A 14,307-nucleotide genomic window follows, 5' to 3' on the forward strand; every position below is an offset into this window, starting at 1 on the left:
GGACAGACTTCGAATTCATATCAAAATCAACGATGCGAAGCATTATCAGATCGACCAAACAGTTAGACAGCACAATTAAGAAAAAATAGCACATATCGATGCAAAACACAAAAGCTTGCTAACCCAGTATTTCCAAGGGATAACAAGCTTTTTTATCTAATTAACTGTCAAAGATGGGGATATATACCACAGCGCGCGACAGCCTGTCAACAAATCCAGACATCCACCACAATCTTTTCACTCTTTGTCATCTCTTTGAAAGCAGTTATTTTTCTATTACTGGAACAATCATATTTTCAATAGCATTTCTGAGCTTTGGGTGACGGATGATAAAATGAATCGCAGGCGATTTTCCTTTGGATACCATTACCCATTCCCCCTCGTGAATGACAATTTGTATATTCCTGAAGGCATTTGTATTTGTCAACTTTACAGAATAATTCTCATGAGTATCAGCAAATTTCTTTGTCTGTGATAAATGTTCGGTATAATCCTCATAGGTATATGCGAGGTCTTTTTCGTAAAACAAACCGGACAGGCTCAAAACAGGCGGGAACTGTGAAAACTCCTCTTTCGTAAGCGACGGTATTTCATCCTCAACTGCACTGTGGGAAAGGATCGTTTCAAAATAATTTCTCTGAACCGACGCATATTCAAGAATCTGCTGTTTTTCTGTCTCTGGGATAAAATGAGCCTGCAAAAAGGATATCAGATATTCCTCACTCATAGTATAAAGAGGCGGCGCAGCCAGAATGGAACGGCGATTGCCCTGCGACTTGATATCGGCAAGCAAGAACGCCTTTAACTCATTGTGTGTATCCTCACGATAAATATCCATTAAAGGCAACGCTTTTTTCAGCAAATTATTTGCCAGCTTTTTATAAAAAGCAACCTCGTCCTTTTGCTTGGTCAAATAATATTTCCCGTTTGCGTGACAGCCGGAAATCGCTTCGCCCGTCAGTGCGGCGCTGCCCGAAACCTTTAGCAAGTGCATAAACACATTATTCTGCGCGCCCTTAAGATAATACGGTGAAATCTGTCCCGTCATATACATCGGAATCCAGCTTTCAAGCCCTAACATTATATCATTAAAAGAACGGTCGATATGATGTATCTGATTAAGGTGCAGTCCCTTTTTCAACATCATTGCCATTCCGAACATCCACCGTTTCGGAAAGTCCGGGTCTTTTGCCATTTCCTCCATCGGCATATCGCTATACATAATGACGGATTCAGAGGATTTGGACAATACGGTGGCTTTCAGAAAATCAAGCTCGCTATCCATCATTTGCTTTAAACCGAAATAGCTTTTGGATGTCGGAAGCTGAAATGGAACGCTCGGCACTTTTAATTCGTCAAAATGAATTGCTCTTATGTATTCATTCAAATCAAAGGAATCAAGCTTTTGTAAAAAATCAAAAGTATAATCCTTGGATACATGAACTCCGCTTGTCAGCCATTCGGAAAGTTTTTTATGATATATGGATTCATCGGCAATATCTTTCGGAGAACAGCCAATCAGTTCTGCAACAACAGACAATTCGTTTTCGTTCGTATAACGACGCACAATAAATCGTAAAATATCCGCAGCAAACTTCTGCGGGTCAGCCGGCTGACGCTGACCGTTTCGGATACGGGAAATATGAGACGCGTCATAATTTATACTTTTGGAAAGCTCCGAAACACTAACCGACAATACGGAGATCAGTGTGTTAAAATTGTTTCTCAACTTTTCATAATCAAAATTTTGTCTATTGGTACAAAACGGTAATAATTCATTTTCAAGTAAATCCGTGGAAAATCCGTCAATATTCCTTTTCTCCGCAAGTTTGATCATCCCATTTATCAAGTTTGCAAGCTGTTCGCTGTCCGGAATTCTTTCGCCGCTGCGGTAACGGGAAAGTGTTGCGGCGGAAAGTCCGGAGCTTTCCGCCAAATCCTTTGCGGTACAATCCAAACGGATGATACATTCGTTTAATTTATCCTTAAAATCCATCTTTGTCACCTCATTTGTATTCAACTATATAAACAGTCTAACGAAAAATGGTAATAAATCAATAAAAAACCAACGGGATTTCCGCGTTGACAATGGCAAATGCAGAAACAATCTTTCGTTCATTGTTTGAGTTGATTATACTAAAGTCAAAGTAAATTTTAAAGAACATTGAAAATCTTACAGAGGAGGAAACGAAAATGGAAAGACAAAAGAAAGGGAAGCGTTTGATTTCATTAACCGTGTGTCTTCTGATGGTGGCAACATTGATGCTTCCGATGAACGTATCAAGAGCCAGTGCAACAACATTACAGAATCCAAGAACCGCATCGGACGGAGTGGTTACCTGGGACTGCGTATACTTCGGACATTATCCGCAAAGTTCCGATGGAAAGGGCGGATTCAAAAACGACCCGATCAGATGGCGGGTTTTGTGGGTACAGGGAAATGAAGCCTTCTTGTTCGCAGATAAAATTCTGGATATAGGTATTCCATACAATCAGGATAAAACCTTTCCGGATCTGACTTGGAAAACCTGCACCATACGAAGCTGGCTGAATGGATATGGAGGTAACTCCAATCTGAATGAAGCCGACTATACTTCAGACAACTTTATCAACCGCGCCTTTACAGCCAATGAACAGATTGCAATTCTGCAAAAGACAATTGAAAACGCAGATAATCCAGGATATCACAGCGTAGGCGGGAATCCAACTTCAGACAAGTTATTTCTCCCATCCATTGGAGAAATGAAAACCACGTATTATGGATTTTCGGCGGACTATTATAGCAGTGATAGTAGAGAAACGGTGATGACAGCATACACAGCGCATAAAAGCGAAGCGCTATTCGGCCCAAGCGAAAGTAACAGTAACGGATACTGGCTGCGTTCGCCGGGTTCCGTCAGTGATAAGGCCGCAAGCATCAACCTCGCGGGTTTAATCAACCTGAATGGCAGTTGGGCCACCCATAATTATGACGGCTTGCGACCGGCTTTGTATTTAAATCTGAACTCGGATCTCTGGTCCTATGCCGGAGTAGCAACTTCGAGGGATCATTGGGATCAGCCGACCCCAACACCCTCAGAACCGACAGCGCCTATCACAAAAGTTTCACAGACCATTACAGCAAAATCCTTCACGAAAACTTACGGCAATAAGGCATTTAGCCTGGGAGCGAAAGCCAAAACAAAACTGTCCTATCAATCCAGCAACACGAAAGTGGCAACAGTCAGCAGCACCGGAAATGTTACCCTGAAAGGACCGGGAAAGGCAACTATTACCATCACCGCTGCGGCCACCAGCCAGTATAACAGTGCGACCAAGAAGATCACCATCACGGTAAAGCCAAAGAAAGCAGTGCTGAAAAAAGCAAAATCCACGAAAAAACGCACGCTCAAAGTGATGTGGAAGCGGGATACAAAAGCGACAGGCTATCAGGTTGTGATTGCTCAGAATAAAAATTTCAAAAAAGGCAAGAAGACTGCTCTGATTAAGAAGAACAAGACCACTTCCAAGACCTTCAAGAAGCTGAAGAGCAGGAAGAACTATTACTATAAAGTACGGGCATACAAGCAGGTTGGCAACACTAAGATTTATGGAGCCTACAGCAAGGCGAAACAGATTAAAGTAAGATAAGTATCGTTAAGGTTATTCAATTTTTCAAGAAAATACAATGTAAAAAATGAGGCTGTTGTATTGACGAATTTTGATCGTTAATGCGACAGCCTTTTACTTTTTTTACGTTGACTTGGTACGCCATTTCAGGTGGATTTTACATCAACCCACGATAATTTGTGATATTTTATAAAGCCAGTATATATTGAAAATCAGCATTTTTACCGTATCTGGCGAATATCATAAGGCGTGTTCTGATAAACATAGTAATTGAGCCAGTTTGAAAACAGCAGGTTGGCGTGAGCACGCCACCGGAAAAGGATCTCCTGTTCCGGATCATCATCTTTGAAATAATTGGCCGGCACCTGAATGTCCATTCCCTTTTTCACATCACGGAAATATTCTCCAGCCGGAAGACTGAATCACCGCATTCAGCACAGGAAGCAGGATTAGTCCTCCCAGACCGCTTCCGATAAAGGTAAACCCCCTGACCGTACCTCTGATTTTCCCTCCGAACCAGTTGTTGATAATGATCGACACCGGAAGAACCGTACAATTTGAGAATCCCACCCCCAGCAATACGGCACCGACATAAAACCAGGAAATACTTCCCGCATTGGCAAGGATAACATATCCTGCCACTGAGCAAAGGGCAGAGATCACCATAATCAGCTTGATATTTCCCTGCGCCATGCGCTTTCCAAAATACGCGGTTACGATTACGCTGCAGACCGTGAGAATTGTCTGATACATGACAAACTGCGCCCGATCCACCATTTCAAACTGGGAGATTGGACTTTCCCAAAGTTAAAGATACCACATCAATCCCACGCTGACTTTTGCTCAACTGATACAGCCGGAGGGCTGGATAACAAGAAAAGGCGGTATGCGCCCCGTGGAGGGGGTAGCGTACCGCCTTTTCTTGTGGGGGTTTCCAAAGGGGGCAACGCCCCCATTTGGCACACGACTTTGCAAAGCAAAGTGTAGTGTGTTATACGCTCTGTCGGCGTTGCCGTGAAAATGCCGTTGCCGCCGGGGAGGGCAAGGGCATTTGAAGCGGCAGGAAAACAGGGCTGTGCTTGCGTGGCGTGGAGCCGCAAGCGCAGGTCTGGTTTCATCGGCAGACAGGGCGTATATGAAAGCCCCGTCCCTCGTCCTACGCTCCAACTTGTGGACAAAGTGTCCCGAAGTTGTGACCACACTCCCGGAAAAGTAGCAGGACAGCGGGCAACTGTCAAGGCTGAAATGAACGGATTTACACCCGGCCTTGACCGCCGCCCGCCGTCCCGCTAAATGGGTGGACAAGGCGGCCAATCCCCCAAAGTGCTTGGCCGCCTCTTTCTGATTTTGGAGCGTTTCTTTTCTAAAAATTGAAATGGGCGGGAAGCCATTTTAGGGCTTTCCCGCCTTGATTGCCCATCAGCAAAGACAGGCGGGACTGTCAACGGCGGCGCATGAAATGCGCCGTTCATCTTGACCGTTGACTGCCTCGGCAGGCTTTGCTATTGAGAAAACAATAGTTATCTTACATCTTATCTTTTTTACAAACTACGCAGAGCCAGCCTTTTTTATTTTTGTGTATTTTTATGTCTGTAAAACCAGCACCCTCTAAAGATTTTTTTACTTGTTCAGAATTGTATATTTTCATTCCTTGTATAATCTTAGTCCACTTTTCTTCTTTGGAATTTTCACCATTTGATTCGTTGCAAATCATAAAAGTTCCGCTGCCTTTCAAAACTCGATATACTTGCTTAAATGCCTCATTAATATCAGACCAAAAATATATTGTTTCAAACGCAGTAATTATATCAAAAGTTTCATTTCCGAAAGGAAGTTTCATTACATTACCTTGCAAGATTTCGCAACGCTTATTTTCTATTTCTTCCTTATTGATTTTTTGGGATTTTATTACACTAATTTCTGAATAATCAATACCAGTCACTTTGCCGTATGGAGTTTTTGCCAATAGCCTTTTTACATTTGCTCCACCGCCACACCCAATATCCAGACATATGTAATTATTTCTAATTTCTATATGCGTAAATCCCCATTCAGCCATAGATGAATGTCCCGTATTCATCATATTAACCATAATTTTGCCGCCAATCCCTTTGGGCTTACAAGTATTTTGAAAAAAAGACATGCATAATGCTCCTTTCGTGGTTAGCTTTAACTAACTGCATTATATCACATTTTCTTTTTGCGGACAACGAGAATTTTATTTTCTTTTTTTTATGATTACTTTCCCACCTGCTCAATCATCTTCTTCGCTAACTGCTGGAACAGGTCGGCAGTTTCGTTGTCCATCGGCGCAAGCTGTCCGATCTGTCCGGCAACCATCGCCGCTACATCGTCAATGGAAAGCGGGTTTTGTTTCTGCTCCGCCAGTGCGTCCTGCATGGCTTGGAACATAGCGGCGGTCACAGCTTCTCCCGGCTGTTCCCCGTTGTCAATGTCTTTCTTAATATCCCGCAGGATAGTGAGGAACACATTTTTGATTTTCTCAATCTCCGCTTCATGTTCCCCCATCTTTTGGGCGTTCAAAAGCTGTAAATCCTGCTTTGCTTCCGCCCGGTGTTCCGGGTGTTCTTTCATCAGGTCGGACAGGGAAGCCGTTGCTATCTCGATAAGCTGGTTTCGTGCCATTATCCCCTTTGCCGCCGTGTCCTGAAAATAAATCCGTATCAAATCTATCAGCTTGGGAAAATTCCTGTGTTCCAACAGGCGGTTGAGAATTTGCACATCAACAGCACCCGTCACAAGCCCCCTCACGGCTCCCTCGGACAAGCCTAATTCAGAAATATCGTAGCTTTTACGGACGCTCACGGTGGACAAGCCCAGTATGTAGTCTGTCGATACCTTAAATTCCTTTGCCACACCCATGAGAATATCACTGCTGACCGTTCTCGTTTCGCCGTTGACAATGCGGCTCAACTGGGAAGCGGAAACGCCTATCTTCTCCGCAAGCTCCTTTTGTGTGATGTGGTTCCCGTTGCATAAATCGGAAATCCGCTGTCCGGGTGTTCCGGGTAAAGCCATAGATACGCACCTCCTCCGCATACTTCCATTATACAGAATGATTGCAAAAATGCAATTTCCAAAGTGTAAACTTCATCAAAATGCAATTCTCGCAAAATTCCGGGGATTGCATTTTTTTCGTGTAGACTTAGGGTAGTTCATCGATGGACAGCACCTTGAAAACAGAATGACCGTCCGAAAAGGAATACCCCGGCTGGGGAAGCACCGCAAGGAGCCGGACTTCGGGACAAAATGTCCCGAAGTTGCGGGGAGCGTGCCAACGCCGGAACACGCCGCAGAAATGGGGCAGGAAACCTTTTCGGGGAGAACGGCAACGGAAAGCAAAATGGAGGGAACGCATGAGAGATAACCCCTATAAAGACTTGCCGCCACTGGAACGCAGGCCGGACGGTTCCCTTTACCGCATGACACCGGCGCAGAGAAAACAGGCGGCCAGCCTGATACGCCGGGAGTGCAGTTGCTGTGAGGACGGCAACTGCATTGTCCTTGATGATGGGGACACCTGCACCTGCCCGCAGACGATTTCTTTCTCGGTCTGCTGTAAGTGGTTCCGCTGGGCGGTCTTGCCGCTGGACGGGACGCTGGAAGCGGAAATTTTCCGGGATAAGGACTTGAAACGCTGTGCGGTCTGCGGCGGTGTGTTCGTCCCCAAATCCAACCGGGCAAAATACTGCCCCGGCTGTGCCGCCAGAGTTCACAGGCGGCAGAAAACCGAAAGTGAACGGAAAAGGAGGTCTGCTGTGGACAGTTAGGAGCGAAAAAAGCCTTGATTTATCAGGCTTTGCAAGCCCCAAACCGGGGCAGGTGGTATAAAGTATCGCCCGCCCCGGAAAACGGGCTTCTAACCGTCCACAAAACGAACTATGACAAATACCATCTATATCCACCAGCCGGAAAAGGCGTTCAGCTTCACCCGGCTCCCGAATTTTCTCTTTGAAGCCCCCACATTCAAGCCCCTGTCCAACGAGGCAAAGGTTCTGTACGCCTTTATCCTGCACCGGACAGAGTTATCCCGCAAGAATGAGTGGGCGGATGACTGCGGACGGATTTTCCTGTATTACCCTATCTGTGAAGTGGTTGACCTGCTCCACTGTGGGCGGCAGAAAGCGGTGAACACCCTGCGGGAACTGCAATACGCCGGACTGGTGGAGATCCAGAAGCAGGGCTGTGGAAAACCCAACCGCATTTTCCCAAAATCCTATGAAGCGGTTCCAAACACCGACTTCAAGAAATCCCGTTCTGGTACGCCGGAGGACTGAAAACCGTACTCATGAAGTACGGAAACCGCCCCCTTGAAGTACGAAAACCGGACGGTATATAGAAATACAAAGATTAAAATGATCTATTTATATCCATTCCTATCGTATCAGAGATAATTCCGGCGGGATTTTCCCTGTGGAAAACCCCGGATAGGAAAGGAATGGGGAAAGGAGCAGAATGGCACAACACGCAATTTTACGGTTTGAGAAGCACAAGGGCAACCCGGCAAGGCCGCTGGAAGCCCATCACGAAAGACAGAAAGAACAATACGCCAGCAACCCCGACATTGACACAAGCCGGAGCAAATACAACTTCCATATCGTCAAGCCGGAGGGACGCTATTACCACTTCATTCAGAGCCGGATTGAGCAGGCCGGGTGCCGAACCCGCAAGGACAGCACCCGGTTTGTCGATACGCTGATAACCGCCAGTCCGGAGTTTTTCAAGGGGAAATCCCCAAAGGAGATACAGGCGTTCTTCCAAAGGGCGGCGGACTTCCTTATTGGACGGGTAGGACGGGAAAATATCGTGTCGGCGGTGGTACACATGGACGAGAAAACGCCCCACCTGCATTTGACCTTTGTTCCGCTGACAAGGGACAACCGCCTGTGTGCAAAGGAGATTATCGGCAACCGGGCAAACCTGACGAAGTGGCAGGACGATTTTCACGCCTATATGGTAGAGAAATATCCCGACTTGGAGCGTGGGGAAAGTGCCAGCAAGACAGGCCGGAAGCATATCCCCACCCGGCTTTTCAAACAGGCGGTTTCCCTCTCCAAACAGGCCAGAGCCATTGAAGCCGCCCTTGACGGCATTAACCCGCTGAACGCCGGAAAGAAAAAAGAGGAAGCCCTCTCCATACTGAAAAAGTGGTTCCCGCAGATGGAGAATTTCTCCGGGCAACTGAAAAAGTACAAGGTCACAATCAATGACCTGTTAGCGGAAAATGAAAAGCTGGAAGCAAGGGCAAAGGCCAGTGAAAAAGGCAAGATGAAAGATACGATGGAACGGGCAAAGCTGAAAAGCGAATTGGACAATTTACAGCGGCTGGTTGACCGTATCCCGCCGGATATACTGGCGGAGCTGAAACGGCAGCAGCGGCACACGGTAAAGGAAAGGTGATAGATATAAGCAGAAATTTTCGCCGCCTCTGTGCGGCATTGTACCTTGAAAACTGAATATGGAGGACACTGGATGGCAAAAAGCGAAAGCGATATTTTTACACCCCGGACAGGGCAGGTCATACAAGCAGAGAACGGCACGCAGTATTTTGTATGTGGGAACAACCGTATAAAAATCTCCGAACACTTCGCCGCAGGCGGGAAGCCCCTCGGTGATCTGATTGTAGATGTGGTGCGGTATACCGCAGAAAAAGCCGCTTCAACCTGATAGCCCATCATTGATAACACGCCCACGCTTATGATATAATTGCCATAGAGCAAAAGTATTGTAAGCGTGGGTTGTTTCTTTAGAAGGAGGATTTTTAACGGTGAAACAACCTTACAATACTACGATTTACAACACGGCGCTTTATATGAGATTGAGCCGGGACGATGAACTGCAAGGAGAAAGCGGGAGTATTCAGACACAACGCATGATGCTCCGGCAATATGCCGCCGAGCATGGCCTGAATGTCATAGATGAATATATCGACGATGGATGGTCTGGAACGAACTTTGACAGGCCGGATTTTCAGAGAATGATTGATGACATTGAGGACGGGAAAATCAACTGCGTTGTTACGAAGGATTTATCCCGCTTAGGCAGAAACTACATTCTGACCGGCCAGTACACGGAAATCTACTTTCCCAGCAAAGGCGTTCGCTATATCGCTGTCAATGACAATGTGGACACCATCAACGGAGAAAATGAGCTTGCCCCATTCCTCAACATTTTGAATGAAATGCACGCCCGCCAGACCAGCAAAAAGGTAAAAGCGGCCATGCGGACACGGTTTGCAAATGGCGCACACTATGGAGCCTATGCCCCGCTGGGCTATGTAAAAGACCCAGATAAAAAAGGCCATCTTTTGATTGACCCGGAAACAAGGTGGATTATCGAAAAGATTTTTGACCTTGCCGTTCATGGCCGGGGAGCCGCCAGCATTACACGGATTTTGGTCGAAGAAAAAGTACCTACTCTCGGCTGGCTGAATTTCCAGAGATACGGCACTTTCGCAAATATCTATGCCGGAGCGCCGGAGGAAAAAGCCTATGCGTGGACGATAGCGCAGGTAAAAAGTATTCTGAAAGAGGAAACCTATATCGGACACAGCGTCCACAATAAGCAGACCAACATTTCATTCAAAAACAAGAAGAAAGTACGCAAGCCAAAAGAGGAATGGTATCGTGTGGAGAACACCCACGAAGCGATTATTTCCGAAGATGTGTTCCGTCAAGTACAGGAGCAGATTTGCAACAGGCGCAGACGGCAGAAGAATGGCACAACACAGGTATTTTCCGGGCTGGTAAAATGTGCGGACTGCGGCTGGTCGCTGGCCTATGGTGTGAACAGTCAAAACAAAAATCCCTATGCCCACTACCATTGTAGCAAGTACGGGCAAGGATTGCACCAGTGCTCCATGCACTATATCCGCTATGATGTGCTTTACGCCTATGTCCTTTCCCGTCTGCAATACTGGTCTGTGCTGGCACAGCAGGACGGAGACAAACTTCTGAAACGGCTACTTAACGCCAGCGACAAGGAACGCAATACTGCAAGGAAGCGGCAGACAGCCGAACTGAAAAAGGCGGAAAAGCGCAAAGCAGAAGTAGACACCCTGTTTGCAAAAATGTATGAGGACTGGTCTGCCGGACGCATCACAGAATACAATTTCAATATGCTGTCCGAAAAGTATCAGGGCGAACAGCGAGAATTGGACGCAAAAATTGAACGGCTTCACGAAGCGATGGAGGCCGCCGCCCAGACAGCGGTTGACGCTGAAAAGTGGATAGGTCTGATGAAACAGTATGTCAATCCCACAGAATTGACGGCTGAACTTCTGAATACGCTGATTGAAAAAATCCTTGTCCATGAAGCGGTCAAAAGTGAGGACGGAAGCCGGGAACAGGAGGTAGAAATCTTCTACCGCTTTATCGGCAAAATCGAATGACACATCTTGAGATACCCAACAATATCTTTAACTAAGGGAAACGGGCAGGAATTATCCAGACATTCAACTGATCGTTTCCATATCTGACGTATTGGATCTTTCGCTGGATACTTTACTGAGAGAGGAGAGTGATATTGTGCAGGAAATCGCAAACGATACGCGAATACGAAAATCCCAAACCAGAAAAATACGTGTGCTGAAAGTTCTGATCCTGCTCTGCTGGCTGGTATGTATATTGGGAGTTTCTAAAGGTCTTGAATATCAGGACCTATCTTCTCCGGAGCAGATTGTTTCGATAAAAGCTTCTGAAGGAAAACTGGAGATCGTAACGGATCTTCCTTTTTATCGGAGTCTATCCGGCGACTATATGTCCGGAAATGCTGCAGAAGTCAACGATACCATGGAACTATCTCTGGTCACTAGGATAGATCTGTCTATGAAAAATGAGGAAACCATTCAGATCGATATTCGCGATCTGGGAAATGGGGCAGAATTGAAAAAAGTAAACATCGTCGATGAAAAAGGAATTGTAAAAACGGTTTACCTGTAGCGGGTATACGCAATTCAAGTAAATTCAGCAACGGTGTGCACCTGCCGCTATTAGCAGCCGGCAGCGCCTCATTCCTCAAAGTTCCGATCGTACAAAAGCGCTCCGTTCAGCACCACCAGCACGGAACCGGCGTTATGAACCAGGGCTCCGGTCACCGGATTCAGCAGCCCCAGCACCGACAATCCGACCGCGATGGCGTTAATGCACATGGAAGCCGCGATGTTCCCTCTTATCGTATTCAGGGCAGATCGGGAAAGACGGGTGAGATACGGAATTCTCGACAGTTCTTCGCTCACAAGCGCGATGTCCGCCGCCTCCACCGCGATGTCACTTCCCATGCTTCCCATTGCGGCCCCTACATAAGCGGTTTTCAGAGCCGGCGCATCGTTCACTCCGTCTCCGATCATGCAGACCATCTTTCCTTCCGCCTGCAGCCGCGTAATTTCCGCTACCTTGTCTCCCGGAAGCAGCTGCGCGCGAATATTGGAGATCCCCGCCTGCTCCGCCAGGTAACAGGCGGTCCGCTGGCTGTCTCCTGTCAGCAGACAGGTTCCGGCTCCCAGCTCTGAAAGCTTCTGTATCATAGCCTTCGCGTCCGGCCGAAGGGTATCTGACAGTCCGATCAGTCCTATACAGACGCCCTCTTCCCCAATGAGGATGCAGGCCTTCCCCTGCCGCTGAAGCTTTGCCAGTTGTTTTTCCGCCAATTCATTCAGCGCGATTCCGTTTTCCTTCAGATACCGGCTGCTACCGCAGAACACATTTTTTCCGGCCACTTCCGCCCGGACGCCCTTTCCCGGAACCATATGAAACGTCTCTGCCCGCGGCAGATTCTGACAGGCCACCCCCGATTCGGCAGCAAAGGCGACAATCGCTTTTCCGAGGGGATGTTCACTCCTGGATTCCACCGCGGCCGCCAGTTCCAGCAGACGCTCCCGATTCCTATCATCCCCATGCGGCTCCAGAACAATAACATCACTGACTTTTGGCGCGCCAAAGGTCAGCGTTCCCGTCTTGTCAAAGGCAATGGTGTCCACCTTGCCCATCTTCTCCAGCGCCTCACCGGATTTGATAATCACACCGTGTTTTGCCGCCTGACCGATGGCCGCCATGACCGAAACCGGCGTTGCCAGAGCCAGGGCACAGGGGCAGAACACCACCAGTACCGTCACGCCCCGGGTCAGAGCAGCCGTCAAATCGACTCCCAGCAGCCAGTTGATAACAGCCGCCGCCACTGCGATAAACAAAGCGATGGGCACCAGCCACACAGACCATTTGTCCGCGGTTCGCTGAACCGGAGCCTTCTTTTCCTCCGCTTCCTCTACCAGCCGTATCAGCTTTTGCAGGGACGAGTCTGCCCCCACTTTGGTCGCCCGGATGTCGACAGCGCCAAAACAGTTGAGGGTTCCGCAGTAGACCTCATCTCCCGCTTCTTTATCTGCCGGCAGGGATTCACCCGTCATGACTGACTGATCAACAGAGGTCTGCCCTTCCACAATTACACCGTCAACCGGGATTTTTTCGCCGGGAAGAATTCGCAATAGATCCCCTTCCTGAATCTGCTCCGCGGGGATCTTCTCTTCCCGAACCACTCCGTTCTCCGCTGTCAGACGGCGTCCTTCCTGAGGCGCCAGGGCAATCAGCTGTGACAGCCCCTTTTTCGCCCGTGCTACAGTCCTATCCTCCAAAATCGCGCCGATTGCCATAATAAACGCGACTTCCCCCGCCGCAAAAAGTTCTCCAATGCTCAGGGACGCTACCATGGCCATAGAGATCAACAGCGCTGACGAAATCCATTTTTCGAAAAACAAACGGGTCAGAGCCAGATACAGCAGAGGGTATCCGGACAACACCACCGTAATCCAGGCGGGATCCAAAATCGGATTAACGTCCGCCAGCAGCATCACAAGACTTGCCGCCAGGCAGACTCCCGACACTGCCGTCATTTTCACTCCCGCAAAAAAATCACTGATTCTTTTCAGCATATACCGGTCCTCCCTCTTGCGATTTTTTCTAAAATAGAATACAATTTGTATATTATCAAACATTTTGTTCGATAATATTATAAAGGATCTGTAGAAAACCGGGCAAGAAACAATCCCTCCGGAATGTTCAATACGAAACAATTCGGCGGATTTGTCCGAAAAAAGGAGGACCCTCATGGACAGACGGCAACAGAAAACACGGGACGCGATATTCCGCGCGTTTACCGAATTGTTATCAAAGAAAAGCTATACGAAAATTACGGTACAGGAAATCATTAACGAAGCTAATATCGGAAGAAGCACCTTTTACGCCCATTTCGAAACCAGGGACGAACTGCTGAAAGAGCTTTGCACGGATCTGTTTACCCACGTTTTTTCACAGACACTTTCCAGCGAACATACCCATGACTTTTCCGCTTCCGCGGGCGATCCCGGAGCTATGATCGTGCATATCCTCTATCACCTGCGAGATAACCGTAAAAACATCGTCAGCCTGCTCTCCTGTGAAAGCAGCGAGCTGTTTTTATCTTATTTCAAGCAGTACCTGCGCGAATTCGTCACCGCTCACCTGCTTGCGGAACTGGGCCAAAGCAGCGGGACCATTCCGGAAGAATTTCTGATCAATCATATTACCTGCAGCTTTATCGGAATGGTCGAATGGTGGGTGCGGCAGGATTTAAAACAATCGCCGGAGGAGCTGGCCGGATATTTCGAGCAGGTGATCCTGCCCGTCATACATTGACAGCAGTTCC

General features: G+C 47.6%; 14 protein-coding genes. 8 read left to right on the forward strand and 6 right to left on the reverse strand.

Annotated features, from left to right (window positions below; all coding sequences use genetic code 11):
- Window positions 1–265 precede the first annotated feature (265 nt).
- Entirely contained in the window at window positions 266–1,996 is a 1,731-nt protein-coding gene (locus H9L42_RS13240; RefSeq protein WP_187303886.1) for a helix-turn-helix domain-containing protein, read from the reverse strand.
- A 197-nt stretch (window positions 1,997–2,193) separates the two neighbouring features.
- On the opposite strand from H9L42_RS13240, the gene H9L42_RS13245 reads away from it, so the two are divergent.
- Window positions 2,194–3,630 carry a DUF6273 domain-containing protein gene (locus tag H9L42_RS13245; RefSeq protein WP_187303887.1) on the forward strand — a complete coding sequence of 479 codons (1,437 nt, stop codon included), beginning with the start codon at window positions 2,194–2,196 and terminating at the stop codon, window positions 3,628–3,630.
- Between the two features lie 200 nt (window positions 3,631–3,830).
- Here H9L42_RS13245 and H9L42_RS13250 read toward each other — a convergent pair whose 3' ends face one another.
- From H9L42_RS13250 to H9L42_RS13265, 4 genes are all read right to left on the reverse strand, one after another.
- Complete coding sequence (locus H9L42_RS13250; RefSeq protein ID WP_465270668.1) at window positions 3,831–3,998, reverse strand: homoserine O-acetyltransferase/O-succinyltransferase family protein; 168 nt, start codon at window positions 3,996–3,998, stop codon at window positions 3,831–3,833.
- 1 nt (window position 3,999) lies between these two features.
- Window positions 4,000–4,362, reverse strand: a complete 363-nt coding sequence (locus H9L42_RS13255) for an MFS transporter (protein WP_187303888.1) — start codon at window positions 4,360–4,362, stop codon at window positions 4,000–4,002.
- Between the two features lie 772 nt (window positions 4,363–5,134).
- On the reverse strand, window positions 5,135–5,752 hold the full coding sequence (locus tag H9L42_RS13260) for a class I SAM-dependent methyltransferase (protein ID WP_187303889.1): 618 nt from the start codon (window positions 5,750–5,752) through the stop codon (window positions 5,135–5,137).
- Between the two features lie 95 nt (window positions 5,753–5,847).
- Window positions 5,848–6,648: a helix-turn-helix domain-containing protein gene (locus H9L42_RS13265; RefSeq protein ID WP_187303890.1), complete on the reverse strand. Its 801-nt coding sequence runs from the start codon at window positions 6,646–6,648 to the stop codon at window positions 5,848–5,850.
- Window positions 6,649–6,986: 338 nt separating this feature from the next.
- Between H9L42_RS13265 and H9L42_RS13270 the strand changes: the two genes are divergently transcribed.
- The 6 genes from H9L42_RS13270 to H9L42_RS13295 all read left to right on the forward strand — a co-directional run bounded on the left by H9L42_RS13270 (window position 6,987) and on the right by H9L42_RS13295 (window position 11,570).
- Window positions 6,987–7,400, forward strand: a complete 414-nt coding sequence (locus tag H9L42_RS13270) for a cysteine-rich VLP domain-containing protein (protein ID WP_187303891.1) — start codon at window positions 6,987–6,989, stop codon at window positions 7,398–7,400.
- Between the two features lie 111 nt (window positions 7,401–7,511).
- Entirely contained in the window at window positions 7,512–7,907 is a 396-nt protein-coding gene (locus H9L42_RS13275) for a replication initiator protein A (protein ID WP_187303892.1), read from the forward strand.
- A 178-nt stretch (window positions 7,908–8,085) separates the two neighbouring features.
- Window positions 8,086–9,030: a MobV family relaxase gene (gene mobV / locus H9L42_RS13280; RefSeq protein WP_187303893.1), complete on the forward strand. Its 945-nt coding sequence runs from the start codon at window positions 8,086–8,088 to the stop codon at window positions 9,028–9,030.
- Window positions 9,031–9,102: 72 nt separating this feature from the next.
- Window positions 9,103–9,297: a hypothetical protein gene (locus tag H9L42_RS13285; RefSeq protein WP_187303894.1), complete on the forward strand. Its 195-nt coding sequence runs from the start codon at window positions 9,103–9,105 to the stop codon at window positions 9,295–9,297.
- Window positions 9,298–9,442: 145 nt separating this feature from the next.
- The gene (locus tag H9L42_RS13290) at window positions 9,443–11,020 is read left to right on the forward strand and encodes a recombinase family protein (protein ID WP_207734985.1); all 1,578 of its coding nucleotides are present in this window, start codon (window positions 9,443–9,445) and stop codon (window positions 11,018–11,020) included.
- Window positions 11,021–11,156: 136 nt separating this feature from the next.
- Window positions 11,157–11,570 (forward strand): hypothetical protein, encoded by a 414-nt coding sequence (locus H9L42_RS13295; RefSeq protein ID WP_187303896.1) that lies wholly within the window; start codon window positions 11,157–11,159, stop codon window positions 11,568–11,570.
- A 68-nt stretch (window positions 11,571–11,638) separates the two neighbouring features.
- Here the strand turns inward: H9L42_RS13295 and H9L42_RS13300 are convergent, their stop codons facing one another.
- Window positions 11,639–13,555, reverse strand: coding sequence for a heavy metal translocating P-type ATPase (locus H9L42_RS13300; protein WP_207734982.1), 1,917 nt, complete (start codon window positions 13,553–13,555; stop codon window positions 11,639–11,641).
- 175 nt (window positions 13,556–13,730) lie between these two features.
- Between H9L42_RS13300 and H9L42_RS13305 the strand changes: the two genes are divergently transcribed.
- A complete protein-coding gene (locus H9L42_RS13305; protein WP_187303897.1) occupies window positions 13,731–14,297 on the forward strand; it encodes a TetR/AcrR family transcriptional regulator in 567 nt (188 codons plus the stop codon).
- Window positions 14,298–14,307: the final 10 nt, after the last annotated feature.

Origin of the sequence: Zhenpiania hominis, from assembly GCF_014333425.1 — a bacterium.
Taxonomy (GTDB): domain Bacteria; phylum Bacillota; class Clostridia; order Peptostreptococcales; family Anaerovoracaceae; genus Hominibacterium; species Hominibacterium hominis.

Bases quoted from the DNA above. Each gene is read 5' to 3' on its own strand.
- H9L42_RS13240 (WP_187303886.1), bottom strand. From the start codon at position 1,996: ATGGATTTTAAGGATAAATTAAACGAATGTATCATCCGTTTGGATTGT.
- H9L42_RS13245 (WP_187303887.1), top strand. From the start codon at position 2,194: ATGGAAAGACAAAAGAAAGGGAAGCGTTTGATTTCATTAACCGTGTGT.
- H9L42_RS13255 (WP_187303888.1), bottom strand. From the start codon at position 4,362: ATGTATCAGACAATTCTCACGGTCTGCAGCGTAATCGTAACCGCGTAT.
- H9L42_RS13260 (WP_187303889.1), bottom strand. From the start codon at position 5,752: ATGTCTTTTTTTCAAAATACTTGTAAGCCCAAAGGGATTGGCGGCAAA.
- H9L42_RS13265 (WP_187303890.1), bottom strand. From the start codon at position 6,648: ATGGCTTTACCCGGAACACCCGGACAGCGGATTTCCGATTTATGCAAC.
- H9L42_RS13270 (WP_187303891.1), top strand. From the start codon at position 6,987: ATGAGAGATAACCCCTATAAAGACTTGCCGCCACTGGAACGCAGGCCG.
- H9L42_RS13275 (WP_187303892.1), top strand. From the start codon at position 7,512: ATGACAAATACCATCTATATCCACCAGCCGGAAAAGGCGTTCAGCTTC.
- mobV (WP_187303893.1), top strand. From the start codon at position 8,086: ATGGCACAACACGCAATTTTACGGTTTGAGAAGCACAAGGGCAACCCG.
- H9L42_RS13285 (WP_187303894.1), top strand. From the start codon at position 9,103: ATGGCAAAAAGCGAAAGCGATATTTTTACACCCCGGACAGGGCAGGTC.
- H9L42_RS13290 (WP_207734985.1), top strand. From the start codon at position 9,443: ATGAGATTGAGCCGGGACGATGAACTGCAAGGAGAAAGCGGGAGTATT.
- H9L42_RS13300 (WP_207734982.1), bottom strand. From the start codon at position 13,555: ATGCTGAAAAGAATCAGTGATTTTTTTGCGGGAGTGAAAATGACGGCA.
- H9L42_RS13305 (WP_187303897.1), top strand. From the start codon at position 13,731: ATGGACAGACGGCAACAGAAAACACGGGACGCGATATTCCGCGCGTTT.